This window comes from Streptomyces sp. CB02366 (assembly GCF_001905905.1).
In the GTDB taxonomy this organism is placed as follows: Bacteria; Actinomycetota; Actinomycetes; order Streptomycetales; family Streptomycetaceae; genus Streptomyces.
In genome coordinates this window covers 122661-149302 of sequence record NZ_LIVT01000009.1, presented here as the reverse complement: position 1 = coordinate 149302, position 26642 = coordinate 122661, and the positions used below count along the sequence as shown (strand labels likewise).

The following is a 26642-nucleotide window of genomic DNA, read 5'->3' as shown; positions in this document are numbered from 1 at the left end:
GAGTTCGCCCGAGAGGTGGTGTGAGGCGGAGTGAAAGCGGCGGGTTCGGGTCAAACGCAGTCCATGACGTCCAGCGACGGAACCCCAGAGCCCGCGCCGCACGACGGCGAAAAACGTCACGCCCGCCCCTCCCGGAGATGGCCGAAGGTCCTCGGCGCCGGTGCGGCCGTACTGGCCCTGCTCTTCGCCGGGAGCAGGCTGAGCCTGTTCCCGGGGCTCGACGGCCTCTTCGGGGAGGAGACCCACGACCGGTCGGGCCCCGCCGTGCTCAAGTCGATCCAGGACATGAGCGCGTACGAGGCGGCCTCGGGCAACTTCCAGGTCGTCGTCGATCTGGAGAAGGACACCAGGTTCGTCCCCGACGCCCTGCGCGGCACCCGCACCCTGTTCGTGGGGGCCGGCACGGTCGACGCCTCGGTGAACCTCGGGGGGATCACCGAGGACGGCGTCGTGGTGAACGAGGACCGCACCGAAGCCGAAATCCGCCTGCCCCGCGCCGTACTGGGCAAACCGGCTCTCGACCCCGACCGTTCGTACGCGGTGTCCAAGCAGCGGGGCCTGCTGGACCGGCTGGGCGACTTCTTCTCCGACAACCCCGGCAGCGAGCAGGCGGTCAACAAGCTCGCCGCCCGCCACATAGCGGAGGCGGCGAAGGAGAGCGGGCTGACCGCCCGCGCCGAGAAGAACACCGCCGAGATGCTGAAGGGCCTGCTCGGCTCCCTCGGCTTCGACCGGGTCTCGGTCCGGTACACCGACGACCGGGGATGACCGCTCCGCACGGGCGGCCGGGCGGGGAGCGCGCGATCGCCCGTGCGGGCGCCGGGGGACGGCGGCCGACCGCACACCGCTTTTGACGCGAACGCGTCGCCGGACAGGGTCCGGGCCCCTGCTCCCGGTGGCCGGAAAACGGCACGGCGTGACACCCGTGGGTGATCGGGCGGTTACCCTACGTCAGCCGTCCTGATCGATCGTCAGTGCCCCGGGAGACCCCTGAATGAACCGCGTCAGCACCGTACTCGCCGCGCTCGGCGTCACCGCCGGACTGATCTCCGCCCCGGCGGCGAGCGCCGCACCGGCGTCCGCCCGCCCCGCGCCCGCCGCCGAACGCCACGAACCCTGCACCGGAGAGTTCCGCGACGACGCCCGCCTCGGCCCCAAGTGGCTGCCCAGCAAGCGGCTCGCGCCGGTCGGCCCGCTCCTGAAGGGCTACCAGCGCACCGGCGGCCTCACTCCGCAGGACTTCCTCAAGAAGTACTGGGAGGGCCCCGCCGACACGGGCAGCTGGAAGTACCCGCCCAACGACGGCTTCGCCGAGGTGAACGGCGAGATCGACAAGGAGCCCGTCAAGCTCCGCACCGGCCAGCGCCTGGACCGCTTCGGCTCGGAGTACGGCGGCTATCTGGCCCCGGCGGGCGACGCCTACGCCGAGCGCGCACTGCCTCCGCAGAACCTCAACACCCGGGACGCGGACACTCCGTGCGACTACCGCGTCTACAAGGTCGCCAAGCCGTTCTGGGTCTGGCAGGGCGCCATCGCCCCGTGGTTCGAGCAGCCCGGCGGCGGTCAGCAGATCAAGCTCGACGCCGTCTTCCTCGACCCGGGCGAGGGGCAGCGTCTCCATGTGAAGTGGCTGCTGGACCACGGCTACCTGACGCACGCGGGGGCGTAGCCCATGGACCGCCGGGCCCTGCACACCGCACTCGTCGAGGCGCACATCCCCGGCGGTTACTACTGGATCGAGGGCGTCCACGAGCCCGCCCCCACTCCGACGGACTTCCTCTTCGTCCGGCGGGGGCGGGGCGGGGGCTGGGAGACCGGTGCGTTCGAGCGCGGAACGTACGACGTCCTCACCCGCCATCCGGACGAGGCCGCCGCCTGCGCCCACCTGCTGAACCTCCTCGTCTGAAGCGCCCCGCTCTTTGCCGGACCGGCAAAAAACCTTGTCCGGGCGGGGCGGCGGCCGAATGATCGTGACCGGGCGGCCGGGCCTCCCGGCCCGGCCGCCCGCCGAAGCGTCACGACCGCCCGCCCCGGGGCGCCCCAGGAGGAACGATGCCCGAGCCCGTACCCGCCCCGTCCACGGACCGCGCCGGCCGGCCCTCCACCGCCCTGCCCGGCGCGACCCACCGAACGGTCGACGTCCCCGGCGGCCGCATCCACTGCGTCGAGCAGGGCGACGGCCCCCTGGTCCTGCTCGTCCACGGCTTCCCCGAGTCCTGGTACTCCTGGCGCCACCAGCTCCCCGCCCTGGCCGCCGCCGGACACCGGGCCGTCGCCATCGACGTACGCGGCTACGGGCGCTCCTCCGCCCCCGCCGCCGCCGACGCCTACCGCATGCTCGCCCACGTCGCCGACAACACCGCCGTCGTCCGCGCGCTCGGCGAGGAGACCGCCACGGTCGTCGGACACGACTGGGGCTCGCCCATCGCCGCGAACAGCGCCCTGCTCCGCCCCGACGTCTTCACCGCCGTGGGCCTCCTCGGCGTCCCCTACACGCCCCGGGGCGGCCCCCGCCCCACCGAGGGTTTCGCCGCCGTCGGCGGTGAGGAGGAGTTCTACGTCAGCTACTTCCAGACCCCCGGCCGCGCCGAGGCCGAGATCGAACCGGACGTACGCGGCTGGCTCGCCGGCTTCTACGCCGGCCTCTCCGGCGACGCCCCCGCCTCCGACGGCCACCCCGGCCTCTTCTTCGTGCCGCCGGGCGGGCGCATGGCCGACCGGTTCCCCGCCGGGAGGCTGCCGGGCTGGCTCGACGAGCGGGACCTCGACGTCTACGCGGAGGAGTTCGAGCGCACCGGCCTGAGCGGCGCGCTCAACCGCTACCGCAACGTCGACCGGGACTGGGAGGACCTCGCCGCCTGGGACGGGGCGCCCCTCACCCAGCCCTCGATCTTCATCGGCGGCGCCCTGGACGCCTCCACCGCCTGGATGTCCGAGGCCATCGCCGCCTACCCGAAGACCCTCCCCGGCCTGTCCGCCGCCCATGTCCTCGACGGCTGCGGCCACTGGATCCAGCAGGAACGCCCCGACGAGGTCAACCGCCTGCTGACCGACTGGCTGCACGGCCTGCGCCGCGGGGCGTGAGGGCGGCCTTCCGGCCTTCCCGCCGTCCCGGCGGTGTGTCGCAACCCGGCACCGCGGGCCGGCGGGGCCAAGGTGGGCGGATGAACACCGCAGCCATGCTGGCCGAAGCGTTCGACCGGATCGGGGAAGCGGTCCACGCCGCCGTCGAAGGACTCGCACCCGACGACCTCGACGCCCGCGTCGACCCGGAGGCGAACTCGATCTCCTGGCTCGTGTGGCACCTCACGCGCGTCCAGGACGACCACATCGCCGACGCCGCCGGAACCGAGCAGATCTGGCTCACCGAGGGCTGGGCCGACCGCTTCGCACTCCCGTTCGATTCGACGGCGACCGGCTACGGACAGAGCGCTGACGAGGTCGCCGCCGTCCGCGTGGAATCCGCCGGCCTCCTCCTCGGCTACTTCGACGCCGTGCAGGAGCGGACCCTGGGCTTCGTCGCGGGACTCGAGGGCCACGCGCTCGACCGCGTCGTGGACGAGAACTGGTCACCCCCGGTGACGCTGGGCGTCCGGCTGATCAGCGTCGTCGCCGAGGACCTGCAGCACGCCGGCCAGGCCGCCTACGTGCGCGGAATGCTGGAACGCGCCTGAGGGGCGGGGCTGCGGCCCGGCCCCTCGCACATCCGTGCGTAGTCCGTTCGGCGGTGCCATACTCGGAAGGAGTCAGCGGGCTGGACAGACTCGTCATCGTCCGAGAGGTGGCCGCCATGAACTGGGCATCGTGGACGACCAGCGGCGTCTATGCGGGAACCGGCGGAGTGCGCACCGAAGAGGCGGGCATCCTCAGCGGCGACCTCACGATCCATACGACCTGGTCCGACGGACAGGCGTCGGTGGCCGTGCAGTACAGCGGCTCCTCGGACTGGTTCACCCTCACCGGCAGCCCGGTGCCGTGCCCCTCCGAGGAGGAGAGCCGCTCCTTCCACCAGAGCGTGGTCGAAGCCGTCCGCTCCGGCGAGGGCGCGACGGTCCCGCCGGTCGGAGCGGAACCGGCATAGCGCCCGTCCGCTTGAACAGGTCCAGGTCGGCACAGGCCGGCCAGAGGACCGACCGCCTGCGGCACGTGTCGGCCGGCGGCAGGCCGCCGGTCCTCGACCGCGACCTCTGCAAGGCCCGCAACGTGGCCGAGCGCTGCTTCGGCCCTCTGAAGCGGTTCCGCGTGATCGCCACCCGCTTCGACGGACTGCCGCCCCCTGGGGCGGTTCGACCACGCTCCGTGGACCGGGGCTCAGCCGGTCATGAGATCCGGGCCGGTGGCGGTCGCGGCATCCGGAAGGATGGTGAAGACCTGGTCCAGACCGACGATGCTCAGGATGCGGAGGGTGTTGGCGGGGACTGCGGCCAAGGCGATGCTGCCGCCTCGCTCGACAGCCAGGTTTCTGGCTGAGATGAGGGCACTGATCCCGCTGGAGTCGCAGAAGCCCAGACCGGCCAGGTCGAGAACCAGCAGTTGCCCCGCCGCGACCGTGAGGCCGTCCAGGGAGGCGCGCAGTTCGGGCGTGGTCTCGTAGTCGAGGTCGCCGAGGATCTCCAGTACGGGACCGGTGCCGGCGTCTCGGGCAGTGATCGTGAGTGGGCTCATTTCAGGTCGTCACTCCTGGGCGCGGTGAACGGGGCGGGCACGCCGAGGGCCAGCAGCGCGGTGTCGTCGTCGAGTCCATCGCCGAAGGAGGCGAGCAGCCCTGTCAGAGCCGTGATCAGTGCTTGCGGGCCGCGCGCAGGCTGGGTGGTGGTGAAGCTGCGCAGGGCTTCGTCGCCATACAGTACGCGGTCCGGTCCGATGCGGGCCTCGGTCAGGCCGTCGGTGTACAGCAGGAGAGTATCGCCGGGGCACAGCCGGGCGCGGGCGGCGGAGAAGGCGGCCTGGGGAAGCACGCCGACGAGCATGCCGCCGGGGGTGGGGAGGTAGTCGGCACTGCCGTCGACGCGCTGGATCAGGGCGGAGGGGTGCCCTCCGGAGGCCAGGTGAACCTCGACGTGGCCGTCGGCGGGTTCGAGCACGCCGAATATGACGGTGCAGTAGCGCCCCTCGCCCCTGGAGTACCGGTCGTGCAACACCGTGTTCAGGGTGGTGAGGGCGTTGACGGGGTCGGGGTCGTGGAGGGCGGCGGCGCGCAGGGTGTAGCGGGCCAGCGAGGTGACCGCGGCGGCCTGGGGGCCCTTTCCGCAGACGTCGCCGAGGAAGAATGCCCACCGGTCGGCGTCCAGGGGGAAGAGGTCGTAGAAGTCTCCGCCCAGCAGGTCGGGGGAGGCCGTGTGGTAGTGGGAAGCTGCTTCCATACCGGGAACCGCGGGCAGTTCGGAGGGCAGCAGGCTCTGCTGGAGAACGGCGAGCGCCTCCTGAAGCCGGACGCGGTCGGCCTCGGCCTGCCGCCGCGCCTCCTCGGCCGCCCGGCGGCCACGCAGCAGTTCGGCCTCATAGGCGCGGCGGTCGCGCGCGTCGAAGACGGTGGTACGGATCAGCAGCGGCTCGCCGTCCTCGCTGGTCTTCACCTTCGAGGTGACCAGCACCGGCATCCGTCCGGCGGCTCCCTTGACGTCCAGGGCGATACCGCTGGCTTCGCCCTTCATCTGAAGCAAGGGGGCGAAGTGCGTCTCGTGGTACAGCTTGCCGCCTACGGTCAGCAGGTCGGTGAACCGCATCCGCCCCACCACCCGGGACCGTTCCATACCCAGCCACTCCAGCAGCGTGGCGTTGATCTTCGCGATGGTGCCGTCCATCAGCGTCGACAGATATCCACAGGGAGCCTGCTCGTACAGCTCCTCGGCGCTGTCCTCCAGCAACGAGGTGAACACCGCGTCGGTGGCATGGACGTCCTCTTCCTCGGCCGGATCCGGAACCTGGCCGATGCCGCACATCATCAGGCGGTTCCCACGAACTCGACGATCGCCGCGGCCGTGGCCTGCGGTGCGCTCAGCTGCGGACAGTGCCCGGTCGCTTCCAGGGTGACCAGCCGGCTGGCGGGGATGGCATCACGGACGTAGGCGCCGACTTCACGGGGGGCGATCACGTCCTGTCGGCACTCCAGGATCAGCGTCGGCGCCGTGACCGTCTTGAGGTCCCCCCGGCTGTCGGACAGGAACGTCGTGCGAGCGAAGACCCGCGCCATCTCGGGGTCGGTCGCGCAGAACGAGGCGGCCAGTTCCCGGCCGAGTTCCGGCCGGTCGTCGTTGCCCATGATGACCGGGGCCATCGCCGCCGACCAACCCAGATAGTTCGATTCCAACGACTCCAGCAGCTCGTCGATGTCCTCGGCGCTGAACCCGCCCCGGTAGCCCTCGTCGTCGATGTAGCAGGGCGAAGGAGCGACCATTACCAGCCGGGACAGCCGCTGCGGGGCCTTCGCCGTCGCGAGCGCCCCCACCATCGCGCTGACCGAGTGCCCCACGAACGTCGCGTCCCGCAGGTCCAGTTCTTCGACCACCTCCAGCACGTCCTGGACATATCCATCCAGCGAGCTGTAACGCCGCTCGTCCCAGGCCGAAGGGTCCGCCCGGCCCGAACCCACGTAGTCGAAGAGCACCACCCGGTATTTCTCCGCCAACGCGGGCACCACCAGGCGCCACATGTTCTGGTCGCAGCCGAACCCGTGAGCCAGCAGAAGTACCGGCCCGTCCATGCGACCGGTGACGGTGACGTTGTTCCTGCGACGGATGTCCATACCTGCCAGTCTCCCATTCCCCACCCCGCCCCCAGGCAGGAGCCCGGCTCCCGGCGCCCCCGCGGGTTCCTCACGGTCGGTCCGGGACCACGGGCCGGGGAGGCGTCTCACGGAGCGGCAAGGCCGGGGAACGCGAGGACGTGGTGGTACACCCCGGCCCTCGACCCCGCACGGCCATGGTGCCGGCGGGACCGGTTCATCCCGCTATGCACGGCGCACTGCAGGTGAGGGTCAGCGCCCCGGACAACCCCGCGCGCCCTACCGGTGGCCCCGGATGAGGGAAATGATGAGCGCACCGCATATGAACCAGGCGATCCGCACCCCTGTCCCTCGGCCAGGTGGGCATGCGGCAGAAGGAGTTCAGTGGTGTTGCTTCTCATCTCCCCGGACAGCGTCGAAGAAGCCCGCGATTGTGCGAAAGCCGCGGAGCACCTCGACATCGTCGACGTGAAGAAGCCCGACGAGGGCTCGCTCGGCGCCAACTTCCCGTGGGTCATCAGGGAGATCCGCGCCGCGGTACCGGCGGACAAGCCGGTGTCCGCCACCGTGGGCGACGTCCCGTACAAGCCCGGCACGGTGGCGCAGGCCGCGCTCGGCGCGGTCGTCTCCGGCGCCACGTACATCAAGGTCGGCCTCTACGGATGCACGACGCCCGAACAGGGCATCGAGGTCATGCGCGCGGTGGTCCGGGCGGTGAAGGACCATCGGCCCGACGCGCTCGTCGTCGCTTCCGGCTATGCCGACGCCCACCGCATCGGCTGCGTCAATCCGCTCGCCGTGCCCGACATCGCCGCCCGCTCAGGCGCCGACGCGGCCATGCTCGACACCGCCATCAAGGATGGAAGCCGGCTGTTCGACCACGTTCCCCCGGATGTCTGCGCCGAGTTCGTCCGGCGGGCCCACGCCTCCGGCGTGCTCGCGGCCCTCGCGGGCAGCGTCACGCAAGCCGACCTGGGTCCGCTGAACCGCATGGGCACGGATATCGTGGGGGTGCGGGGAGCGGTCTGCGAGGGCGGTGACCGCAACACCGGACGGATTCAGCCACATCTGGTGGCCGCCTTCCGGGCGGAGATGGACCGGCAGGCTCGGGAGCACGTTGCCGGCGTCCCCGCCGTGAACTGACCGCCCGTATGCCGACGCCTGAGGCCGGCAGCCTCCCCGGGGGCCGGACCGTACATTTCCCCGTCGTCGACCCGGCCACCGGGGAGACCTTCGGTGAGGCCCCCGACCAGCAGCCAGGCGAGTTGGACGGCGTGGTCGCCCGCGCCGAGTCAGCCTGGTACGGCTGGCGCGCCGACCCCGCGGCCCGCACCGCGGCGTTGCACGGCGCGGCCGACGCCGTCGAAACGGCCGGCGACGGCCTCGCCCGGTTGCTCACCCGGGAACAGGGCAAGCCCCTGGCCGAGTCGTACGCGGAGGTCGCCCGTACCGCGGCCCGCCTGCGCTACTTCGCCGACCTGGCCCCCCGGACCCGCCGGATCGACGACGGCCGGCCTGTGCACAGCGAGATCCGCTGGCGCCCCATCGGACCCGTCGCCGCGATCGTGCCGTGGAACTTCCCCCTCCAGCTCGCGGCGGCGAAATTCGCACCCGCGCTCGCGGCGGGCAACACCGTGGTCCTCAAACCGTCGCCGCTCACTCCGCTCGCCACCCGGCTGCTCGGCTCCGTCCTCGCCACCGCCCTGCCCGAGAACGTACTGACCGTAGTCACCGGCCGCGAGCCCCTCGGCGCCCGCCTCGCGTCCCACCCGGGCATCCGCCACGTCACCTTCACCGGTTCGGCGCCCACCGGCCGGGCCGTCAACGCGGCGGCGGCGGCCTCGCTCGCCCGGGTCACCCTGGAGCTGGGCGGCAACGACGCCGCCGTCCTGCTGGACGACGTCGACGTGGACCGGATCGCGGACCGGCTGTTCTGGTCGGCGTTCCGGAACTGCGGGCAGGTCTGCATGGCGGTCAAACGCGTCTACGTCCCCGCCCGGCTCCACGCCCAGGTCGTCGAAGCTCTCGCCCAGCGCGCGAAGGCCGCCGCCGTCGGGCCCGGCCTCGACCCCGAAACCCGGCTGGGACCGGTCAACAACGCCCCGCAGCTGGCCCGGGTCGAACAGCTCACGAAACAGGCCCTGGCAGGCGGCGCCCGGGCGGCGTCCGGCGGCCGCCGACTGAACGGCCCGGGATACTTCTTCGCCCCCACCATCCTCACCGACGTCCCGTCCGGCAGTCCGGTGGTGACCGAGGAACAGTTCGGACCGGTGCTGCCGGTGCTGCCCTACCGGAGCCTCGACGAAGCCGTGGACGCGGCCAACGGCACCGGCTTCGGACTGGGCGGCTCCGTATGGGGCACCGATCTCGACCGGGCCGAGGCGGTGGCCGACCGGCTCGAATGCGGCACGGCCTGGATCAACCACCATGCCGAACTGTCCCTCGCCCAGCCCTTCGCAGGCGTCAAGGACAGCGGCGTCGGCGTCGCGGGCGGACCGTGGGGGCTCTACGGCAACCTCCGGCCGTTCGTCGTCCACCGTCCCAAGGAGGCGTGACGATGAGGTTCCAGGCGGCCGTACTGCGCTCGTACGAGGACCCGTTCACCGTCGAGGAGGTGACCCTGCGGACGGAACCCGCCGCCGGCGAGATCCTGGTCGAGATCGCGGGCGCGGGGATGTGCCGGACCGATCTCGCGGTCCGGCGATCCGCCGGCCGCAGCCCGCTGCCGGCCGTCCTCGGCCACGAGGGCGCCGGGGTCGTGGTCCGGACGGGCAGCGGCCCTGACACCGCCGTCAACGTGGGTGACCACGTCGTGTTGAGCTTCGATTCCTGCGGACACTGCCGGAACTGCCGCGGCGCGGCCCCCGCCTACTGCGACTCCTTCGCCTCCCTCAACCTCTTCGGAGGACGCGAGGAGGTACCGCCGCGGCTCACCGATGCGACCGGGAAGGCTCTGGCCCCCCGTTGGTTCGGCCAGTCCTCGTTCGCCGAGTACGCGCTCGTCCCGGCCCGCAACGCCGTCCGGGTCGACCCCGCACTGCCGCTCGAACTGCTCGGGCCCCTCGGCTGCGGCTTCCTCACCGGCGCCGGAGCCGTACTGAACACCTTTGGCGCGGGCCCCGGCGACACCCTGACGGTCCTCGGCGCCGGAGCCGTGGGCCTGGCCGCGGTGATGGCGGCCACCGCCGCCGGCGTACTGACCGTGGCCGTCGACCGGCACCCCCGGCGGCTCGCCCTGGCCGAACGTTTCGGCGCGATCCCCCTGCCCGCCGCAACGGCCGCCCTGCCCGAACGGATCCGGCGGCTGACCGACGGCGGCGCGCAGTACGCCCTGGACACCACGGCCTCGGTCCCGCTCATCAACAACGCGCTCCAGGCACTGCGCCCCACGGGCAGCCTCGGCCTGGTGGCGCGCCTCCACACCGCGCTGTCGCTCGAACCGGGCACGCTCGACCGAGGCCGCGGCATCCGCCACATCTGCGAAGGGGACGCCGTCCCCGGGTTGCTGATCCCCCGGCTGACCGGGCTGTGGCAGGCCGGCCGCTTCCCCTTCGACCAACTGATTCGTACCTACCCGCTGGCCGACATCAACGAGGCCGAACGCGACTGCGACGCGGGCCGCGTGGTCAAACCCGTCCTGCTCCCCGAGCGAACAAGCCGATGAGCGCGGCATCCCCCACCTCGGACGCGTCCCGTCCGACGAGCAGACACCCCGCACTCCCCACTCTCGCCAACGGAGGACACATGACCGGCCCGGCGCCGCAGCAGACAGACCTGGACGGCGTGGACGGAGGTGTGGGCCTGACCGCCCTCCTGGTCGCCGCGGCACGGGCGATCGAGACGCACCGCCACGACAGCCTGGCCCAGGACGTCTACGCGGAACACTTCGTACGCGCCGCCCCGGCATGCGACGACTGGCCGGTACGCATGGAGCAGGTCCCGGACGGGGACGACAACCCGCTGTGGGGGCGGTTCGCCCGCTACTTCGGCCTGCGTACCAGGGTTCTCGACGACTTCCTCCTCCAGTCGGCTCGGACGCACGCCCGCCAAGTGGTCCTGCTGGGAGCCGGGTTGGACACACGCGCCTTCCGGCTGGACTGGCCGTCCGACCTGGTGGTCTTCGAGATCGACCGGGCTGGCGTGCTGGCCTTCAAGCAGCAGGTGCTCACCGGCCTGTCAGCCGCCCCGAAGGTGAAGCGCGTCCCCGTACCGGTCGACCTGCGCGAGGACTGGGGCACAGCGCTGACCGCCGCCGGTTTCGACCCGGCCGTGGCGAGCGTCTGGCTGGCCGAGGGACTGCTCTTCTACCTGCCGGGCCCCGTCGAGACGTACCTCATCGACACGGTGGACAGACTGACCACCGGCGGCAGCGCCCTGGCCTTCGAAGCCAAGCTGGAGACGGACCTGCTGGCGTACCGCGACAGCCCGATCTACACGGCGACGCGAGAGCAGATCGGCATCGATCTGCTCCACCTCTTCGAGACGGGACCACGACCCGACTCCGCGGGCGCCCTGTCGGCCAAGGGCTGGTCCACCTCGATGCATACGCCCTTCGACTTCACTCACCGCCACGGACGAGGCCCCGTCCCGCAGGCGAACGACGCGCTTGAGGGAAACCGGTGGGTGTTCGCGCACAAGCCCCGGCCATGACGTACGAACCGCTCGCGACGAGGTCCGGACAAGGCCGGGCATCCCGTACCCGGCCGGGGCTCCCCGGGATCAGGAACGACCACGTGAGCGCAGGGGGTGAGGGCGGGGCCCCGCGGCAGGCCCCGCCCGGCGGGACGCACCCGGGCCGAGGCACGAGCGGGGGCGCGTCGTAGAGGCCGCCGCCCGCGTCCGGGACGGCGGGCGGGTTCCATGATCACGAGCGACGGCGCCCCGGGACAGCCGCTCACGAGCGGTCTCAGACCCGGGCAGCCACCAGCTCGTCGCCCGGGATCCCGGCCATGTCCGGAGCGTAGTAGTCCTCGATGCCGGCGGCCCATGTAGCCACAGTGATGCGGTCCTCGGCGTCCGGACCGAAGGCGTCGAAGAGCGCGTGGATGTTCGCCTTCTCGAAGCCGATCGCCGTCATCAGCGATGCGAAGAGCGGACGCTCGATCAGACCGTCCTCGTCGGGGTCGCCGAGTGCGGCGAGCGCCTGGGCGAACTCGGCGATGGTGGGGCCGAAGCGCTGGGGATCCAGCACGAACGGACGGAACTCCTCGATGGTGATCACACCGTCGCCGTCGGCGTCCAGTTCCGTGGCCAGCACCGTCCAGTAGCGGCGGAACGCGGCCCGGATAGCGGCCTTGGCGTCGTCGTCCGATGCGGCCGCCGCCCCCAGAACGCGGTCCGTCATGAGGTCGAAGTCGTGGGAGTCGATGACTCCGTTGTCGTTGGCGTCGAAGAGGGTGAAGACCAGTTCGACTCGCTTGGCGGCCTCGGTTCGCATGTCTGCCACCTGTCTTCTGTGGCCCGGTGATCCCGGGCCGGGCTCAATGAGTGCTCCTACGTAACCCTGTCGCGGGACAGGTGTGACGGTGAGACGGTCTCCGTTACCGGAAGGAGTGAGTCCGTCGTTGATCAGTTCGGGCGATCAGCCCGCGGAGTCGACGGCCAGGCGGGGAAAGGCCCGGTATCGGGCGCCGTTCCCGCAGCGGATGAGGAAACCTGTTGGCCGGCCGCAGACGAGCTGCGAAGATGCGCCTGTTCCCTCAGGACTGCCCCGCAATTCCCGGCGGGCGCGCGACGACGGCTACGGCACCTCGCCGCGTTGTCGGAACATCCCCGTACATCCGGTATGCGGATGCCCCTCCGCCTTGCGATGCACCGCATCCGACGCCGCGCGCCGATCCACCGGGAATCGCGGGACAGCCCTTAGCCGGAGGAAATTTGTTCGTTTTCGTGTGTGCGGGGTGCGGCGCCGACTTGACCGTCCCGCTGTCCCAGGTCGCCCTCCCGGTCCACGCACGTCAGCAGTACGGGAACGGCGCCCAGCTTCCGGTGCTCATGGAGCCGGGGACGTTTGCCGTGGACCCGGACCCCTGGGGCGGGCCGTGGCGGATGTGGGCGGAGACCGATCCGGGCGAGGCCGAGGCGCGCGGCGTCTACGCACCGGTCCACGCCCTGTCCGGCGGCACGCCCGGGGCGAGTGTCATCGCGCCCGGTGATATCCGTGGAACCCGGCTGATTCCTGAGAAGCGTGGCGATGCCTGTTGTGGCCTCGACGGGGCCGATGGGCCCAACATCGCCTGTGAGGCATGCGACCTCCCCGTGGGGGCCAGAGTCGACGACTGCTCGCTCTGGCAGATGGTGCGCCTCGGCTCCGACGTCGTGCACCGCCTCCCCGTCGACGGTATCCCTCCTGCGCCCCTCTCCTGGGCGGAGCTGACGGAGCAGGGGGAGAAAACGCCCCCGTTCGAGCCGATCGCCACGTGGGGAGGACGGCTGGGGACCCATCACCACTGGTCATGGAGTCCGCAGTGGGAGGCAGCAGCCGGCCATGCGCTCGCCCACCTGTTGGTCGCCTCTCAGGGGCAGCCGGTGAAGGTCCCGGACGGCCTGGCCGCGGACGTGTTCCAACGCGCGCTCGACGCCTTGCTGCCGGCAGGCGCCCTGAAGCGGCGCGCCGTCCTGGCCGGACCGGGACGGCCCTCCCCGGACGCGGGCGTCGACATCCTCCTCGTCCCCGTCCATCCCCGGACGGGCCGGACCTGGTGCCCCGCTGACCTGGACGCAGGGGTATACCTGGTGCCCCTGCCGCGGGGGGTGTGGCTGTGGCTGGTCTCTCCCGAACCGGACTTGCCGGTTCCCGCCTCGGGCCGCATGGCCCGGGACGTCCTCCGCGACGACCCGCTCCCGCTGCTCCCCAACCGCTTGTTCCGGGTTGACCGGAAAATCTTCCACCACACCTTGGTCCGGCTGCCGGCCGTGCGCAGCCCGTGGCTGAGCACCATCCTCGAAAACCTCACGCGGAGCACCTCGGCTGGCCTCTTCTAAGGGCTGTCCCGCCATTCCCGGCGGATCGGCGCTGAACAGTCCTGATGGATGAAATCAGGGCGCCGGGGACGGGTTGCTCGTGTGATCGCGGGCGGGACGGGGCTCGTAGCACACGAGAACGGGTAGCACCGATGCACCGGTTCGGGAGGCGGCCGGTGTCCGTCAGTGAGTCGGAAAGTTCACGAGTTGCGACAGCACCGACAGTCGGCGGCAGTTGGCCGTCTTCGGGCGGACCCAGACGTGCGTACATGCACGCTGCGGTCAACCCATGAGCTGATCAGCTTGTCATTCGGTTCGGCGGGAGCGGGCCAGCCAACCGAGGGCGATGGCGATCAGGCCCACCAGCAGGGCGACGTAGGCGCCGCCCAGCCCGTTGCCGGTACCGAGACCGCCGTCGGCGGTGGCCGCGACCGAGCCGCCGACGACCACGGCGATCAGACCTGTCATGAGGGCCGTGGCGGCCCCGTTCCGCCGGACCCAGGTGGTGATGTGGCCCTGACGGGCGGGGCGGGCCAGGGCCAGGCCGCCGTTGATTGCGCCGAGGAGGCCGACCAGTGCGGCCAAGGAGGCCCCGACCCGGCCGACGCTCACGGTGTAGACGCTCGCGGCGACCGGCTGGACCGAGGGATCCGCGGCCGCCGGTCCGGCGAGCGCGAGGCCGCCGATCAAGGTGGCTCCGGCCACGGCAAGCACAGTACGGACCGACATGAGGTGCTCCTTCTTCTCACGGGAACTGGATCACCCGAGCATGTCCGCCCCGCCCGTCTCCGGTCGTCCGGCGTACGCAGACACTTCGCGCTGCCGCGGACGCGGCAGGCGCCGAGCGTGTACTGCGTACGTGGTAGTCGATCACTCGTCCCGGGGCTGGATTCGCCCACGGGCGCCTCTGGCTAGGGTGCGCACATGGGTACAGGATGGTCCGGCGTCCCGGCCGGCGTGAGGGACTGGGCGATCGCCGTCGGCGTGGCGGCGACGCTGCTCCTCACCGGCTTGTCGGAGCGCCCCTCCGGCACGGGCCTTGCCCTGCTCGGCTGCACGTTGCTGGCGGCCGGCGGCCTGGCACTCGTCCGGCGCCGTCGGACTCCCGTTCTTGTCCTGGCCGTCACCGGGCTGTGCGCGGTGGGGTACCAGGCGACCGGTTTCGATGTGCCGGCCGTGGGGTTCCTGTTCGCGGTGTACGCGGCCGTACGGGAGGGACACCGCACTGTCACCGCCGTGGCGAGCGTAGCCGTGCTGGCCACGCTCCCCTTGGCGGCCCTGGCTTCGGGCCTGCACGACACGGGCGACGCGTTCGCGCAGGCCCGGGGCGCCTTGGAGATCGCCTGGCTGGTCGCAGCCGGCGCGGCGGGCGAGGCGCTGCGGCAAGCCGAGCGGCGGGCGGACGAGGCCGAGCGCACCCGGGAGGAGGCTGCGCGACGCCGCGCCGACGAGGAGCGTCTGCGCATCGCGCGGGAGCTGCACGATTCGCTCACCCACCAGATCTCGGTCATCAAAATACAGGCCGAAGCCGCCGTCCACGTGGCCCGCAGGCGTGGCGAGCAGGTGCCGCAGGCCCTGCTCGCCATCCAGGAGGCCGGACGCGAGGCGACCCGGGAGCTGAGGGCGACCCTTCAGGCGCTGCGCGACGACGATACGACCCCGCCGCACGGCCTCGGCCACGTGACGGTATTGGTGGAACGGGCCCGCGCCCTGGGCCTGGAGGCGACGCTGACGGTCGAAGGGCAGCGGCACGATGTCCCGGCCGCCGTGGGACGGACCGCTTACCGGATCATTCAGGAGTCGCTCACCAACATCGCCCGTCACGCGGACGCCGCCACGGCGTCCGTCCGGATCGACTGCCGTCCGGACGCTCTGGTGATCCGCATCGACGACGACGGCAAGGCCACGCCGGAAACCGCCCCGACGCCCGGCGTCGGACTGCTCGGCATGGGCGAACGAGTCACCGCCCTCGGCGGCCGGCTGCGCGCCGAACCGCGGCGCGGGGGCGGCTTCACCGTTCAGGCCGAGCTTCCCGTGGACCAGACGGCATGATCCGTGTCCTGCTGGTCGACGACCAGCCACTCATCCGCAGCGGATTCCGCGCGCTTCTCGACCTCGAAGACGACATCGAGGTGGTGGCCGAGGCCGCCGACGGGCAGGAGGGCCTGGCGCTGGCCAGGGAACATCTGCCCGACGTCGCTCTTGTCGACATCCAGATGCCGGTCCTCGACGGCATCGAGACGACCCGGCGCATCGCCGCAGCCCCGAACCTGGCCGCCCTGCACGTGGTCATCCTGACCAACTACGGCCTGGACGAATACGTCTTCGCCGCGCTGTGCGCCGGCGCTGCCGGATTCCTCGTCAAGGACATCCTGCCGGAAGACTTCCTGTACGCCGTCCGCGTCGCCGCACGCGGCGACGCCCTCCTCTCACCCTCGATCACCCGCAAGCTCATCACCACGTACGTCACCCAGCCGCGGGGCACCGGCATCGGCATCGGGCTGGAAGGGCTCACCAACCGCGAACGCGAAGCCGTCGCCCTGGTCGCGCACGGCCTGTCCAACGACCAGATCGCGGACCGCATGGTGATCAGCCCGACGACCGCGAAAACCCATATCAACCGGGCCATGGCCAAGCTCCACGCCCGTGACCGCGCCCAGCTCGTCATCCTCGCCTACGAATCCGGCCTGGTAGCCCCACGCGGTTCCTGCCGAACGCCCTCGTAGGCTTCACGATCTGTGCTCGACCCTGCCTTCGAGGAGGCCGGTGAGCCACCTCGGGAGCCTGCCCGACCGATCCCGAACACCCCGCCGCGGGAACCCCGGTGCATTCCGGACGAGCGCGGTGAACCGGCGGGCGGGCCCCCAGGCCCGGCCGGGGGCCCGTGCCGCGGGCAGAGCGCGTAACGTGGCCCCACGACTTCCGATGCCCTCGTGGACGCCCTGGTCCGCAGCACCTTTCAGGTGGTGGGCGTGCTCTCCCGCGTCGGAGCCGAGCGCGACCTCATCTCTCACCCAGCTCCGGCTTCTGGGCGTACTCCGCGACCGGCGCCCGCGCATGACCGAGCTGGCGGCGTTCCTGGGCCTCGACAAGTCGACCCTGTCCGGCCTCGTCGACCGTGCCGAACGCCGTGGACTGGTGGCCAGGGACAAGAACCCGCAGGACCGCCGGGTCGTCGATGTGTTCCTCACCCCGCCGGTCTGGAGCCGGCGGAGCAGGTGTACGGCGAGGTCCACCGTGCACTGGCCCCCGCGGGGGAACGGCTCGAACCTCATGACCGCGACGGACTGGTCCGGACGCTGCACGTCGCCCTGCACCCGGACGACCAGGGCCGTCGCGGACAGCGGGCCCACCCCCGGGCCGGTCTCCTCCCGGGGTGAGCCCGCGTCTACGGTGTGCGGTGAGTCGCGGGCCCCTCGGGCCGGATCGGTCCGGCGGTGATCAGTTCCACTCGCCGGTCATCTCAGGCGGTGTGCTGGTACGGCGGGTAGGTGATGTACCCGTCGTCGCCGCCCTGGTAGAAGGTGTTCTCGTCGACGGGCGCGAGGGGCAGGCCGGTGCGCAGGCGTTCGACGAGGTCGGGGTTGGCGAGGAAGGCGCGGCCGAAGGCGATCAGGTCGGCGCCGAGTCCCAGCCAGTGGTCGGCTTCGGACTTGCCGGTCTGCTCGGCTCCGCCGGGCATGGTGGGGCTGACGATCAGGGTGCCGGGCCAGGCGTGCCTGAGCCGGAGGAGGGCGCCCTCGTCGGCGGTGCCCTCCAGGTGCACGTAGGCGAGGTCGAGGCGGGCCAGTTCGGTCAGCAGGGCGGTGTTCAGCTCGACGGCGTCGTCCTCGAACGCGTCCCAGATGCCGCCTCCGGGCGACAGGCGGATGCCGGTGCGGGTGGCGCCCACGGCCTCGACGGTGGCCGCGGCCGCCTCGACGGCGAAGCGTATGCGGTTGGCGATCGAGCCGCCGTAGCGGTCGTCGCGCAGGTTGGCGTTGGAGGAGAGGAACTGGGAGATCAGGTAGCCGTTGGCGCCGTGCAGTTCGACGCCGTCGAAGCCCGCGCCGACGGCCCGGCGGGCGGCGTGCGCATAGGAGCGGACGTGATCGGCGACCTCGTCCGTCGGCAGGGCGCGCGGTACGGGCATCGGCCGGGGGCCGCTCGGTGTGAAGACGCTGCCCGCGCCGGCCACGGCCGAGGGGCCGACCGGCTGGAGCCCCGTGGTCTCCGGATGCGAGACCCGGCCGCCGTGCATGATCTGGGCGAAGACGCGTCCGCCGTTGACGTGGACGGCCTCGGTCACCTGCCGCCAGGAGTCCCTCTGTTCGTCGGTGTGCAGACCGGGCGTCCCCGGATTGGACTGGCCGACGAGGCTGGGATGGAGGCCCTCGGTGACGATCAGGCCGGCCGTGGCGCGCTGCGCGTAGTAGGTGGCCATCGAGGGGGTCGCCAGACCGCCGACGGCGGCCCGGACACGGCTCATGGGGGCCATGACGGTCCGGTTGGGCAGCGAGAGGCCGCCGAGACGATAGCCGCTGAACAGGGACGGCATGGGGGTTCTCCTCAGGTGCATGGGTGCTCCGATTGCCGGGGCGCACACGTACGCTAGGACCTGACACCGATGTCAGATTCAAGCGAAAAGCGCCGCAGGCTCCCGTGAGGCGTGTCACAGGGGGTGTGGTGGTGCGGCGGGGGAACGGAGTCGTCCATGCGGATCGGGGAGTTGGCGGACCTCGCCGGGGTGAGCGTGCGGTCATTGCGCTATTACGAGCAGCAGGGACTGCTCACCAGTACCCGCACACCGGGCGGGCAGCGCCGTTACACCGAGCACGACGTGGACCGCGTCCACTTCATCCAGGGGCTGTACGCGGCGAACCTCTCCAGCCGCACCATCGCCGGACTCATGCCCTGCGCCGACTCGCCGAGCGTGCACAACTCCGACGCCGCGCTCGAACGGCTGGCCCACGAGCGCGAGCGGATCACCGCACAGATCGAAGAACTCCTGCGAGCCCGGTCCACCCTCGACGACATGGCCGCCGTGGCGCGGGCCCACCGCGCGTCCCTGCTGCCCGGAGCCGATCGCACCGCGGCCGCTGCTTCCCGGTGACATCGGTGCGGCAGAGGTCCTTGTCCGGCAGCCGACCGGTGCTCAGGAAGCCGACGGCCGCCCGGTCGGCGCAGGCGGAACCCCTGCCGTAGAGGTAGTGCCCGCCGTTGTCGACGCCGACGTAGGCGGAACCCCTGCCGAGCGCCTTGTGCAGCCCGACGCCGCTTTCCCAAGGAGTGGCGTGGTCCCGGCGGTTCTGCAGGATCAGGGTGTCGCGCGATCCGCCCTTCACGACCTCGACCGCCGGCTCGGCCGGCCTGTCCCAAAAGGCGCACGCCCAGATGTTCGCGGGCGTGCCCGCGGTGAGCGGCCACCTCTCGCGGTCGGCGGAGGTGCGGGCGGCGTAGCCGTCGGGGCCCTCCGGCCACGCGGCGTCGCCGCAGGTAAGGGCCATGAACATGGTGGCCTGGTTGTCCGCCGGAATCTCCGCGGACGGGGCCGGAGCGGCGAACACCTGCTGGAGGACCTGGGTGTCGGCGGCCGTGGCACTGCCGTGGGACAGGTTCTCTGCGGCCTTCCAGAAGTTGACGAGCACGGGAAGGGCGTCGTTCTCCAGAAGCAGGGCGTAGGTCATGTTGCGCAGCATCGCCCCGTCCAGCGGCGGCGATACGCCGGGAAGCCGCGCCGGGCCGCGGTCGAGCCGGTCCGCGAGGGCGAGATAGGTGCGGGTCACCTCCGCCACGTCCGTGCCCGGTTCAAGGGCGTCCGCCTGTGCCGCGGCGGCGCGGGCGGTGTCGGGGAACCGGTAGGCCATGCCCCTGCCCCAGGTGTCCGCGACCTGGCCGGCCCACACCTTGGCGGGGGCGACATTGCTCTCCAGGGCCATCCGGTCGGTGCGGTCCTGGAAGAGGGAGCGGTACACCGCGCCGAGGCAGATGCCGTAGGACCGACCCCAGGAGGAGATCTTCTTCTCGCCGAGCGCCTGGCGGATGCGGTCCATGTCGCGGGCGGTATGGGCGGTGTTGTAGTACCGCAGGTTCTCGCCCGTCTTCGCGGCGCACCGCTCGGCCACGGCCTCGGCGTGCGCCGCGTTCTTCGCGATCGAGCCGTCCGCGGCGGAACAGGGGAAGAGCCCGGGCACGCCGGGGTTCCGCTCTCGCGCTCGGCCACGCGGGAAGGACGGGGGCGCGCTCCCCGCGCACTCCGCGGCATCCCCCGTGAGAGCTACCCCGGCTGTCCATGCGCGGGTGATTCGCGAGCGCCTGCGGCCTCCTAGCGTGGTTGCCAGGTCACCGCAGGGGTGACCCACCGCAGGGGAGGCCACCATGGGCACGAAGTCCGCCGTACGACACCGCGCAGGGCCCGGCTTGGACGAGAGCGAAGAGGGGGACGGCGGCCGTTTCGGCCGGATCCTGCGCTCCCCGCTGGGCTGGATGCTGACGGGAATGGCCGGCGTCGGAGTGGTCTCGGGGCTGACGGCCACCGGGCCCGGGCCCGTACCGGTGGTGGGCGCGGCCGCCGCGGTGGCCGTGTACTGCTATGTCATGCGCCGCGTGGCCCGACGCGCGACGCCGGAGATCGCCCGCTCCGGGGCAGGCCGGGAGGTGCTGCTCGGCGGTGCGATCGGGCTGGGCTTCATCCTTGCCTCCGCCCTGCTGATCACGGCGTTCGGAGGCTATGCGTTCGTCTGGGCGGGCGACGGCCTCATGTCGGTCCTGTGGACGACGATCGCGCTCCAGATCGGCGCCGCGGTCACTGAGGAGCTGTTGTTCCGCGGTCTCGCCCTGCAGGCCCTCGAACAGCTGTGGGGCAGCCGGGCCGCCCTCGTGATCACCTCGCTGTTCTTCGGCGTCGCCCACCTGGGCGCCGAGGGCGCGAACGTGTGGAGCGGACTGGCGATCGCTCTGGAGGCGGGCGCCCTGCTCGGAGCCGCGTTCCTGTGGCGGCGTAGCATCTGGTTCGTCATCGGGCTGCACTTCGCCTGGAACACGACGGAGCAGCTGCTCGGCATCCCCGTCTCCGGGCACGCCCCCGAGGGCCTGTTCACCGTCGACGTCCACGGCTCCGCACTTCTGACCGGCGGCGACTTCGGCCTGGAGGCGTCGATCTTGCCCGTCCTCATCGGAGTGGCCCTCGCCGCCACGATGCTCGTTCGCGCCCACCGCGACGGTGACGTCAGGCCTCGTCGGCGCGCGGGTCGCTGAGACAGGCCGACTGGAGGAAACCGCGGTGATGTCCCTTCAGGAACTCCGGAGGAGCGGGAGCGTCTTGCTGCTCCGGGCGTCGCTCGGCCGGTGGCGGGAGCGGGACGCTCTCGTCAAGGACGGCGTCCTCGCCCTGACACTGACCCTGCTGGCCTTCGTACCGCCCCTCTCCCCGGTCGGGGCGCAGATCGGCGACCTGCCCGAGCGGGCGCCGAGTGTGCTGAGCGGCGGGCTGGCTCTCGCCCAGACCGCACCCCTGACCGTCCGCCGCAGGTGGCCCGCGGCTTGCCTGGCCGTCATCGCGGCCGCGTTCGCCGTGCACCAGGCTCTGGGCTTCGCCACGACGTTCGCGAGCGTCGGGTTGTACCTGGCCCTGTACTCCGTCGGCGCCCACCAGGACCGGCACCGAACCGGACTGGTCGTCGCGGCGGGTGCGGGGTACGCGGTGCTGGCCGTCGTCCTGCACCGTTCCGGCTCACCGAACGGCGTTCCGGACTACCTCGCCTTCTCCTCGGCTCTGGCAGCGGCGTGGCTCGTGGGGAGCATGGTGCGTACGCGGCGGACGGAAGAGACGAAGCGCCGGCAACTGGCCGCCGAGGTGGCCACGACCGCCGAGCGGGCGCGCATCGCCCGGGAGCTGCACGACGTGGTCACCCACCACGTGACGGCCATGGTGGTCCAGGCCGACGCGGCCCAGTACCTGCTCACGTCCGCGCCGGAACGCGCCGGCGAAGGGCTGACCGCGGTGAGCGACACCGGCCGCAGGGCGCTGCGGGAACTGAGGTACCTGCTCGGTGTCCTGGAGGCGACCGGCGAGGCGGCGCCCACGGAGCCGGCCGGCGCGGGCCGGGCCCCCGCCCTGGGCCAGGTGGGGGACCTGGTCGAGCAGGCCCGCAGGTCGGGCCAGCCGGTCGAGTTCGGCGAGCGGGGCGAGCGGCGGCCACAGGGCGTGGACGTGGAACTGGCCGCCTACCGGGTCGCGCAGGAGGCGCTCACCAATGCCACGAAGTACGCCCATGGGAAGCCGACCCGGGTCCTCCTCGGGTTCGGCGACGACCACATCGAGATCGTGGTGACCACCGACGGGCCGACTGTCGCTCCGGTTGAGCGGAAGCCGGGCGCCGACGGCGGACGGGGACTGGCCGGGCTGCGCGCACGTGTGCGGATGCTCGATGGTGAACTGACGTCCGGACCGCGGCCCGAAGGCGGGTTCGAGGTCCGTGCCACGATCCCGTCCAAGCCCTTTCAGGAGTGAACCCCTTGAGCGACACGCCGCCTGCGATCCGTGTACTCGTCTGCGACGACCAGGCGCTGGTGCGGACCGGCTATGTCACCATCTTCTCCGCCCAGCCCGACATGGAGGTCGTCGCGGAGGCCGCGAACGGCCACGAAGCGGTCGCGGCCGCGCGCCGGCTGCGGCCCGACGTGGTGGTGATGGACATCCGGATGCCGTTGCTCGACGGCATCCAGGCGACACGGCAGCTCGCCGGCCCCGACAGCGAGAACGCGCCGAAGGTGCTGGTGGTGACCACGTTCAACGTCGACGCCTACGTCTACGACGCGCTGCGCGCCGGAGCGAGCGGCTTTCTCCTCAAGGACGCGCCTCCGGCGGAGCTGGTCAACGGCATCCGTACCGTCGCACGGGGGGAGGCCCTGCTCGCGCCCGCCGTCACCCGCCACCTCATCGGCGCTTTCGCCCAGCACGTGAGGCCGGCCGACACCTCCCGGCCGGCCAGGCAGGACATCGTGCACGCGCTGACCCCCCGCGAACTGGAAGTGCTCCAGCTGATCGCCGAGGGGCTGTCCAACGCGGAGATCGCCGCCGCCATGTTCATCACGCCCGAAACCGTCAAAACCTACGTGTCGCGCATCCTGGCGAAACTCGGCCTGCGCGACCGCGTCCAGGCCGTCGTCCTCGCCTACCGGGCCGGCCTGGTCTCCGGCACACCATGACCGGCACGGCGCCGTCCACCACCGGCTCCGCCGGACAGCCGCCCGTGGTACGTACCCGACCCGGGGGCTGCGCGATACTCCATGAGTGACTACACCGATAGGCCCCGTGATCCTCTTCGATGACGACTACTACATGTACGTCCTCAAGGACCGCGCATCCGCCGAGGCGTGGTGGGAGATGCCCGACGAGTACGCCTGTGGGTTCGACGCCCTCGCCAGGCCGTTGCGCATGACGGGCGAGCCGCATCGGGTCACCCTGGAGCTCAGTGGTGAGGAACCGGCCGAGGCAGACCTGCGTCGTCTCGTCGCCGACCACTGCCGGCGGTTCCTGCGAGGGCGGACGCCGCCCGGAGGTTCCGCCCTCTCGGAGTTCATCGCCGGGCTGCCTGTCGAGGACGCGTAACGCGAATCGGTTCGTCCCGACGCCAGCGGATCAGGAAGTGAGCCTGCGGTGGCAGAGGGTGCGAAGAGGCCGAGGGAGGCCCGGGGGTTTCTCTTGTCCAGTTCAGCTCCTGCCGGAGGCAGGGCGGGGCGGGTGATCGGTGAGCCACTGCTGGAGTTCCCGGTGGCGGAACTGGTAGGCGGTACCTGACATTCGCATCAGCCCCGCGGAACAGCACCAGTTGAGGAACGCGCCCAGCCGCCATGGCAGGGCTCCTCGGGTGCAGATCAGGAAGACCGCATAGCGGCGAAGGGGAGCGGCCTTGACCAGCGTGACAGCTGATCCGACGACCAATCCCATGGCCGCACCGCAGAAGGGGGCCGGATCGATGGAGGACGGCAGGAACGCTTCTATTCCTACGATCCGCATAGAGGGGGTGAGCAGGGGCTCAACGCTGCTCAACAGGAAGATCCCGAGCAGAGCGGCTGTGAAGCCGCTCGCGATCCCGGCCATGACGGCATGAGGCATCCCCTCCGCATGACGGTGTGAGGCAAGGCCGTCCCGGTGGGCTCACCGGAGGCTCCGTCCACCAGCCCGCCCAGGACGCCGCTCACGATTCCGCCCAGACAGCCGAGCACGAGGCCGAACTGCGCCAGAGCCAACGGGTTCTGGAACGTTTCTGTGGAGAGATCGCCCGGCTCCCCCCGCACCACCGCATCCCTGGGTACCTCGAGAAGGAAAAACAGGGAGTCGATGTCTGCCCGAGCCAGAGAAACCATGTACACCGGATACAGATAAGCCAGGGCGAGCGCGCCGCCGATTCCCCACTGGAGCCCCATCAGCAGCCTCCGCCCCAGCCCGGACCGGAATCGGCGCAGGCCACCGCGGGTCTTCAGCAGCCCCCATTCAAGGTGTTTCGGCACGGGCTGCCGAGCACGTGCTGCTGCCAGACCTGCGAAGACACCGAAAACCAACGCTGTCCCCACAACCGTGAGAACAGCGACCAGCAGGTACGTGAAAAACTCCCCGCGCGCGAGAGCCACTTGGTGACGTACGGCGAAAGATACTCCGGCATCGGCAGCGGCGAGGGGCGGGACGAGGCTGGTGGGCAGAAAACGGAGCAGGGGCAGGAGGGCGATCCACGGCAGGAGGGCCGCGCTTGCGCTGAGCAGGGCGTCGACCGCCCGCACGCGGAACCGTCCGGCCAGCGGCCAGAGTTCATGGAGCACCAGGTCGGTGCCGGGGCGGGCGCCGGGCGGCCCGGACGAGCCCGACGGGACGTCGAGATGGGCCGCGAGACGGGCGAGCCAGTGGTGGACGCGGGCGGCGTCGTAGCGGCGGTGGGGGTACAGGGCGGCGGCCGCGGGGATGAAGCGGGCCAGCAGATGGGCGTCGAGGTCTTCGGGTGTGGCGTGGTGCAGAAGTTCGGCGGGGTCGCCGTCGCGGGCGTACACGGTGGCCGCGAGGCACAGCCGCCACGGGGTCGACAGCGTGGTCGCCAGCGGGCCGGCCGGATCGTCGTGCAGGGCTGTCAGGACGGGTTCCCAGCGTGCGGGCGTGCCGGTCCGGGCCCGCAGATAGGTGCGTGCGTCCAGGGTGGGGACGGCGTCGATGCCGACGCGCGCGGCGTCCATCAGCCGGGTGTGCGGTGCCAGGGCGTCGTAGTGGGCGGTACGGCAGGTCAGGACGAGAGGGCCGGCGTCACGGCCTTCCTGGTAGGCGTTGAGGGCGTCCAGCGCGGCCAGCGCACGGGGGCCATCGGGGGGAGGCGTGCCGTCCGGCCGGGTGGCGTCCATCTCGTCGAGGCCGTCGAGCACGGGAAGCACCCGGCGGTGGCGGACGAGTGCGTCGGCTCTCGCCGGATCCCAGTCGTACACGTCGACGAGCCGGCCGGCGAGCAGTTCGGCCAGGGGGACGCGGGTGTCCCACTCGGCCAACGGCACCCGCACCGGCACTGGTTCGTCCTCGCCGCGCCCTTCGAGCAGGGCCAGCATCAACTCCAGGGCCAGGACGGTCTTTCCCGCGCCCGGGGCGCCGGTGACGACCAGGCGGCGCGGGCGGGTCCGCCGGTAGTAGGCCGCCACGTCCGGGACGGTCGGCGTGCCCTCGAACAGGCGCCCCGCCTCCGCGGGCGCCGTCGCGGTGCGGGTCGGGGCCGCCTGGAGGGTGAAGGCGAGATTGATGCGCTGCGTGTCATCACCGAGCAGCTGCCGCCACTGCTTCTTCTCGGAACTCTCGACCTGTGCCGCCAGAGTGGCCGCCCAGCCGCGTGAGAGGTTCGCCAGATCGCCCTCCGGCGCCCGGCGCAGAGCCAGAACTCCGGCCAGCAGCGCCGCGATCGCCACCGGTAGCCCGAGCAGCGCGGCCGTGTCCGCGGGGTCCGGCTTCGGGGCCCCTGACACCTGCCGGACCGCGTAGGCGAGACTCGCCACCAGGAGCGCCCCGGCGCAGCCGCCCAGCCACAACCACCGACGCCGGTGTCTGCGGCCCCCGATCCCCTCCTGTGCCACGGTTCACCCGCTCCCAACGGTGAGCACCGCACCGCGCCCGGGGCTCGTCGTCCAGCAACCGGGTTCCGGAAATACATACATGACGGGACCTTACAGGGGCTCAGACCGTGGCCCAGGGGCGAGGCGGCCGCCGGATTCGGTCCGGGAGGGGGTACGTGGAGCCGGATCGTTCCGCACGGATCGTGAAAGATCGCGGAGCCGCTGGTCCCGCCGCCGAAACAGCGGCGTCCGCATCGCCCGCACGGGAGCCGAATCCGGCGAACGGGGAGCGCCGGCGGCGGGGCGTCGGACGCCCCCGGCCACGGCTGACCGGCTACCGCCGCCTCCAGCACCGCTGCGAACCCCGCGCCCCGCGCCTGCCCGGCCTCGCCGCGACCCCGGCCGCTGTGAACGACTCCTCGGGCCCACCGCACGGGGCACGGTCTCAGCGGGGCGCGAAGTTCCGTACATAGCGGCGCTGCCAGGGAGTCTCCACCGCCCGCGGGTGGTAGCCGGAGCGGACGAACGCCACCGCCTCGTCGGCCGGCACCCCGTCCAGGACGGCCAGGCAGGCCAGCGCCGTTCCGGTGCGGCCCATCCCGCCGCCGCAGGCCACCTCGACCCGTTCCCCGGCGGCCCGGCTCCACACCTCCTGGAAGGCGTCCCGGGCCGTCGCCCGGTCCGCCGGGAGCCGGAAGTCCGGCCACCGCAGCCACCGGGACTCCCAGGGGACCGGGGGCGGGGTGCGGCCCAGCAGATGGACCGCGAAGTCCGGCCCGGGGCCCGGGGGCAGCGGATGGCGCAGGCCCCTGCCCCGTACCAGCCGTCCGGAGGGGAGGGCCAGGACACCGGGGCCGGAGGCGTTCCAGAGTTCGGTCACGGGGCTCAACCTAAC

Annotated in this window: 28 protein-coding genes and 1 pseudogene; 19 read left to right on the top strand and 10 right to left on the bottom strand. The window is 71.9% G+C overall.

Going from position 1 to position 26642, the window contains the following annotated elements; translation table 11 throughout:
• Positions 1 to 63 precede the first annotated feature (63 nt).
• The 6 genes from AMK24_RS23960 (at position 64) to AMK24_RS23935 (ending at position 4081) form a co-directional block, all read left to right on the top strand.
• Complete coding sequence (locus AMK24_RS23960; RefSeq protein ID WP_073770914.1) at positions 64 to 768, top strand: DUF4230 domain-containing protein; 705 nt, start codon at positions 64 to 66, stop codon at positions 766 to 768.
• Between the two features lie 226 nt (positions 769 to 994).
• A complete protein-coding gene (locus tag AMK24_RS23955; RefSeq protein WP_073770913.1) occupies positions 995 to 1669 on the top strand; it encodes a TNT domain-containing protein in 675 nt (224 codons plus the stop codon).
• A 3-nt stretch (positions 1670 to 1672) separates the two neighbouring features.
• Positions 1673 to 1906 carry a hypothetical protein gene (locus AMK24_RS23950; protein WP_073770912.1) on the top strand — a complete coding sequence of 78 codons (234 nt, stop codon included), beginning with the start codon at positions 1673 to 1675 and terminating at the stop codon, positions 1904 to 1906.
• 146 nt (positions 1907 to 2052) lie between these two features.
• Positions 2053 to 3084, top strand: coding sequence for an alpha/beta fold hydrolase (locus tag AMK24_RS23945; RefSeq protein WP_073770911.1), 1032 nt, complete (start codon positions 2053 to 2055; stop codon positions 3082 to 3084).
• A gap of 80 nt (positions 3085 to 3164) precedes the next feature.
• The gene (locus AMK24_RS23940; protein ID WP_073770910.1) at positions 3165 to 3674 is read left to right on the top strand and encodes a mycothiol transferase; all 510 of its coding nucleotides are present in this window, start codon (positions 3165 to 3167) and stop codon (positions 3672 to 3674) included.
• A 116-nt stretch (positions 3675 to 3790) separates the two neighbouring features.
• Positions 3791 to 4081, top strand: coding sequence for a hypothetical protein (locus AMK24_RS23935; RefSeq protein ID WP_073770909.1), 291 nt, complete (start codon positions 3791 to 3793; stop codon positions 4079 to 4081).
• A 230-nt stretch (positions 4082 to 4311) separates the two neighbouring features.
• Here AMK24_RS23935 and AMK24_RS23930 read toward each other — a convergent pair whose 3' ends face one another.
• The 3 genes from AMK24_RS23930 to AMK24_RS23920 are packed head-to-tail and all read right to left on the bottom strand — an operon-like array spanning position 4312 to position 6745.
• Entirely contained in the window at positions 4312 to 4665 is a 354-nt protein-coding gene (locus AMK24_RS23930) for an STAS domain-containing protein (RefSeq protein WP_073770908.1), read from the bottom strand.
• Positions 4662 to 5942 carry a PP2C family protein-serine/threonine phosphatase gene (locus AMK24_RS23925; protein ID WP_073770907.1) on the bottom strand — a complete coding sequence of 427 codons (1281 nt, stop codon included), beginning with the start codon at positions 5940 to 5942 and terminating at the stop codon, positions 4662 to 4664. Before AMK24_RS23925 ends, AMK24_RS23930 begins: the two co-directional genes overlap by 4 nt.
• A gap of 2 nt (positions 5943 to 5944) precedes the next feature.
• Positions 5945 to 6745, bottom strand: a complete 801-nt coding sequence (locus AMK24_RS23920) for an alpha/beta fold hydrolase (RefSeq protein ID WP_073770906.1) — start codon at positions 6743 to 6745, stop codon at positions 5945 to 5947.
• A 366-nt stretch (positions 6746 to 7111) separates the two neighbouring features.
• Here AMK24_RS23920 and AMK24_RS23915 point away from each other — a divergent pair, with 366 nt between their 5' ends.
• The 4 genes from AMK24_RS23915 (at position 7112) to AMK24_RS23900 (ending at position 11374) form a co-directional block, all read left to right on the top strand.
• The gene (locus AMK24_RS23915; RefSeq protein WP_073770999.1) at positions 7112 to 7867 is read left to right on the top strand and encodes a (5-formylfuran-3-yl)methyl phosphate synthase; all 756 of its coding nucleotides are present in this window, start codon (positions 7112 to 7114) and stop codon (positions 7865 to 7867) included.
• Positions 7868 to 7875: 8 nt separating this feature from the next.
• On the top strand, positions 7876 to 9279 hold the full coding sequence (locus AMK24_RS23910) for an aldehyde dehydrogenase family protein (RefSeq protein WP_073770905.1): 1404 nt from the start codon (positions 7876 to 7878) through the stop codon (positions 9277 to 9279).
• 2 nt (positions 9280 to 9281) lie between these two features.
• A complete protein-coding gene (locus AMK24_RS23905; RefSeq protein ID WP_073770904.1) occupies positions 9282 to 10388 on the top strand; it encodes an NAD(P)-dependent alcohol dehydrogenase in 1107 nt (368 codons plus the stop codon).
• Positions 10389 to 10468: 80 nt separating this feature from the next.
• Positions 10469 to 11374, top strand: a complete 906-nt coding sequence (locus AMK24_RS23900; RefSeq protein ID WP_073770903.1) for a class I SAM-dependent methyltransferase — start codon at positions 10469 to 10471, stop codon at positions 11372 to 11374.
• A gap of 256 nt (positions 11375 to 11630) precedes the next feature.
• On the opposite strand, the gene AMK24_RS23895 is transcribed toward AMK24_RS23900, so the two are convergent.
• Positions 11631 to 12161 carry an EF-hand domain-containing protein gene (locus AMK24_RS23895; protein ID WP_073770902.1) on the bottom strand — a complete coding sequence of 177 codons (531 nt, stop codon included), beginning with the start codon at positions 12159 to 12161 and terminating at the stop codon, positions 11631 to 11633.
• 440 nt (positions 12162 to 12601) lie between these two features.
• Here AMK24_RS23895 and AMK24_RS23890 point away from each other — a divergent pair, with 440 nt between their 5' ends.
• Positions 12602 to 13708, top strand: coding sequence for a hypothetical protein (locus tag AMK24_RS23890; protein ID WP_073770901.1), 1107 nt, complete (start codon positions 12602 to 12604; stop codon positions 13706 to 13708).
• 285 nt (positions 13709 to 13993) lie between these two features.
• Here the strand turns inward: AMK24_RS23890 and AMK24_RS23885 are convergent, their stop codons facing one another.
• Positions 13994 to 14416 carry a DUF6223 family protein gene (locus AMK24_RS23885; protein ID WP_073770900.1) on the bottom strand — a complete coding sequence of 141 codons (423 nt, stop codon included), beginning with the start codon at positions 14414 to 14416 and terminating at the stop codon, positions 13994 to 13996.
• Positions 14417 to 14611: 195 nt separating this feature from the next.
• On the opposite strand from AMK24_RS23885, the gene AMK24_RS23880 reads away from it, so the two are divergent.
• From AMK24_RS23880 to AMK24_RS23870, 3 genes are all read left to right on the top strand, one after another.
• A complete protein-coding gene (locus AMK24_RS23880) occupies positions 14612 to 15739 on the top strand; it encodes a sensor histidine kinase (RefSeq protein WP_073770899.1) in 1128 nt (375 codons plus the stop codon).
• The gene (locus AMK24_RS23875; RefSeq protein ID WP_073770898.1) at positions 15736 to 16413 is read left to right on the top strand and encodes a response regulator; all 678 of its coding nucleotides are present in this window, start codon (positions 15736 to 15738) and stop codon (positions 16411 to 16413) included. Before AMK24_RS23880 ends, AMK24_RS23875 begins: the two co-directional genes overlap by 4 nt.
• Positions 16414 to 16744: 331 nt before the next feature.
• A complete protein-coding gene (locus AMK24_RS23870) occupies positions 16745 to 17128 on the top strand; it encodes a MarR family winged helix-turn-helix transcriptional regulator (RefSeq protein WP_242435234.1) in 384 nt (127 codons plus the stop codon).
• Between the two features lie 22 nt (positions 17129 to 17150).
• On the opposite strand, the gene AMK24_RS23865 is transcribed toward AMK24_RS23870, so the two are convergent.
• On the bottom strand, positions 17151 to 18224 hold the full coding sequence (locus AMK24_RS23865) for an alkene reductase (RefSeq protein ID WP_073770897.1): 1074 nt from the start codon (positions 18222 to 18224) through the stop codon (positions 17151 to 17153).
• A 156-nt stretch (positions 18225 to 18380) separates the two neighbouring features.
• Here AMK24_RS23865 and AMK24_RS23860 point away from each other — a divergent pair, with 156 nt between their 5' ends.
• On the top strand, positions 18381 to 18779 hold the full coding sequence (locus tag AMK24_RS23860; protein WP_073770896.1) for a MerR family transcriptional regulator: 399 nt from the start codon (positions 18381 to 18383) through the stop codon (positions 18777 to 18779).
• Positions 18780 to 18855: 76 nt separating this feature from the next.
• On the opposite strand, the pseudogene AMK24_RS23855 reads toward AMK24_RS23860, so the two are convergent.
• A pseudogene (locus AMK24_RS23855) lies at positions 18856 to 20046 on the bottom strand (alpha/beta fold hydrolase); the annotation flags it as partial.
• On the opposite strand from AMK24_RS23855, the gene AMK24_RS23850 reads away from it, so the two are divergent.
• The 4 genes from AMK24_RS23850 (at position 20045) to AMK24_RS23835 (ending at position 23279) form a co-directional block, all read left to right on the top strand.
• Positions 20045 to 20923 carry a CPBP family intramembrane glutamic endopeptidase gene (locus tag AMK24_RS23850; protein ID WP_079190614.1) on the top strand — a complete coding sequence of 293 codons (879 nt, stop codon included), beginning with the start codon at positions 20045 to 20047 and terminating at the stop codon, positions 20921 to 20923. The pseudogene AMK24_RS23855 and the gene AMK24_RS23850 overlap by 2 nt on opposite strands.
• 64 nt (positions 20924 to 20987) lie before the next feature.
• Positions 20988 to 22178 (top strand): sensor histidine kinase, encoded by a 1191-nt coding sequence (locus AMK24_RS23845; protein ID WP_384578803.1) that lies wholly within the window; start codon positions 20988 to 20990, stop codon positions 22176 to 22178.
• 5 nt (positions 22179 to 22183) lie between these two features.
• Positions 22184 to 22876 (top strand): response regulator, encoded by a 693-nt coding sequence (locus AMK24_RS23840; protein WP_073770894.1) that lies wholly within the window; start codon positions 22184 to 22186, stop codon positions 22874 to 22876.
• Positions 22877 to 22961: 85 nt separating this feature from the next.
• Positions 22962 to 23279 carry a hypothetical protein gene (locus AMK24_RS23835; protein WP_073770893.1) on the top strand — a complete coding sequence of 106 codons (318 nt, stop codon included), beginning with the start codon at positions 22962 to 22964 and terminating at the stop codon, positions 23277 to 23279.
• A 102-nt stretch (positions 23280 to 23381) separates the two neighbouring features.
• Here the strand turns inward: AMK24_RS23835 and AMK24_RS23830 are convergent, their stop codons facing one another.
• From AMK24_RS23830 to AMK24_RS23820, 3 genes are all read right to left on the bottom strand, one after another.
• Positions 23382 to 23618: a hypothetical protein gene (locus AMK24_RS23830; RefSeq protein WP_158072171.1), complete on the bottom strand. Its 237-nt coding sequence runs from the start codon at positions 23616 to 23618 to the stop codon at positions 23382 to 23384.
• A gap of 98 nt (positions 23619 to 23716) precedes the next feature.
• On the bottom strand, positions 23717 to 25768 hold the full coding sequence (locus tag AMK24_RS23825; RefSeq protein WP_079190613.1) for an NACHT domain-containing protein: 2052 nt from the start codon (positions 25766 to 25768) through the stop codon (positions 23717 to 23719).
• A 424-nt stretch (positions 25769 to 26192) separates the two neighbouring features.
• Positions 26193 to 26627, bottom strand: coding sequence for a protein-tyrosine phosphatase family protein (locus tag AMK24_RS23820; protein ID WP_073770890.1), 435 nt, complete (start codon positions 26625 to 26627; stop codon positions 26193 to 26195).
• Positions 26628 to 26642: the final 15 nt, after the last annotated feature.

Excerpts from the sequence above, each read along its gene's own strand:
- AMK24_RS23960 (WP_073770914.1), top strand. The coding sequence starts at position 64 with ATGACGTCCAGCGACGGAACCCCAGAGCCCGCGCCGCACGACGGCGAA.
- AMK24_RS23875 (WP_073770898.1), top strand. The coding sequence starts at position 15,736 with ATGATCCGTGTCCTGCTGGTCGACGACCAGCCACTCATCCGCAGCGGA.
- AMK24_RS23950 (WP_073770912.1), top strand. The coding sequence starts at position 1,673 with ATGGACCGCCGGGCCCTGCACACCGCACTCGTCGAGGCGCACATCCCC.
- AMK24_RS23910 (WP_073770905.1), top strand. The coding sequence starts at position 7,876 with ATGCCGACGCCTGAGGCCGGCAGCCTCCCCGGGGGCCGGACCGTACAT.
- AMK24_RS23900 (WP_073770903.1), top strand. The coding sequence starts at position 10,469 with ATGACCGGCCCGGCGCCGCAGCAGACAGACCTGGACGGCGTGGACGGA.
- AMK24_RS23895 (WP_073770902.1), bottom strand. The coding sequence starts at position 12,161 with ATGCGAACCGAGGCCGCCAAGCGAGTCGAACTGGTCTTCACCCTCTTC.
- AMK24_RS23940 (WP_073770910.1), top strand. The coding sequence starts at position 3,165 with ATGAACACCGCAGCCATGCTGGCCGAAGCGTTCGACCGGATCGGGGAA.
- AMK24_RS23885 (WP_073770900.1), bottom strand. The coding sequence starts at position 14,416 with ATGTCGGTCCGTACTGTGCTTGCCGTGGCCGGAGCCACCTTGATCGGC.
- AMK24_RS23870 (WP_242435234.1), top strand. The coding sequence starts at position 16,745 with ATGACCGAGCTGGCGGCGTTCCTGGGCCTCGACAAGTCGACCCTGTCC.
- AMK24_RS23935 (WP_073770909.1), top strand. The coding sequence starts at position 3,791 with ATGAACTGGGCATCGTGGACGACCAGCGGCGTCTATGCGGGAACCGGC.
- AMK24_RS23865 (WP_073770897.1), bottom strand. The coding sequence starts at position 18,224 with ATGCCGTCCCTGTTCAGCGGCTATCGTCTCGGCGGCCTCTCGCTGCCC.
- AMK24_RS23880 (WP_073770899.1), top strand. The coding sequence starts at position 14,612 with ATGGGTACAGGATGGTCCGGCGTCCCGGCCGGCGTGAGGGACTGGGCG.
- AMK24_RS23850 (WP_079190614.1), top strand. The coding sequence starts at position 20,045 with ATGGGCACGAAGTCCGCCGTACGACACCGCGCAGGGCCCGGCTTGGAC.
- AMK24_RS23830 (WP_158072171.1), bottom strand. The coding sequence starts at position 23,618 with ATGGGATTGGTCGTCGGATCAGCTGTCACGCTGGTCAAGGCCGCTCCC.
- AMK24_RS23860 (WP_073770896.1), top strand. The coding sequence starts at position 18,381 with ATGCGGATCGGGGAGTTGGCGGACCTCGCCGGGGTGAGCGTGCGGTCA.
- AMK24_RS23905 (WP_073770904.1), top strand. The coding sequence starts at position 9,282 with ATGAGGTTCCAGGCGGCCGTACTGCGCTCGTACGAGGACCCGTTCACC.
- AMK24_RS23930 (WP_073770908.1), bottom strand. The coding sequence starts at position 4,665 with ATGAGCCCACTCACGATCACTGCCCGAGACGCCGGCACCGGTCCCGTA.
- AMK24_RS23920 (WP_073770906.1), bottom strand. The coding sequence starts at position 6,745 with ATGGACATCCGTCGCAGGAACAACGTCACCGTCACCGGTCGCATGGAC.
- AMK24_RS23945 (WP_073770911.1), top strand. The coding sequence starts at position 2,053 with ATGCCCGAGCCCGTACCCGCCCCGTCCACGGACCGCGCCGGCCGGCCC.
- AMK24_RS23925 (WP_073770907.1), bottom strand. The coding sequence starts at position 5,942 with ATGTGCGGCATCGGCCAGGTTCCGGATCCGGCCGAGGAAGAGGACGTC.
- AMK24_RS23955 (WP_073770913.1), top strand. The coding sequence starts at position 995 with ATGAACCGCGTCAGCACCGTACTCGCCGCGCTCGGCGTCACCGCCGGA.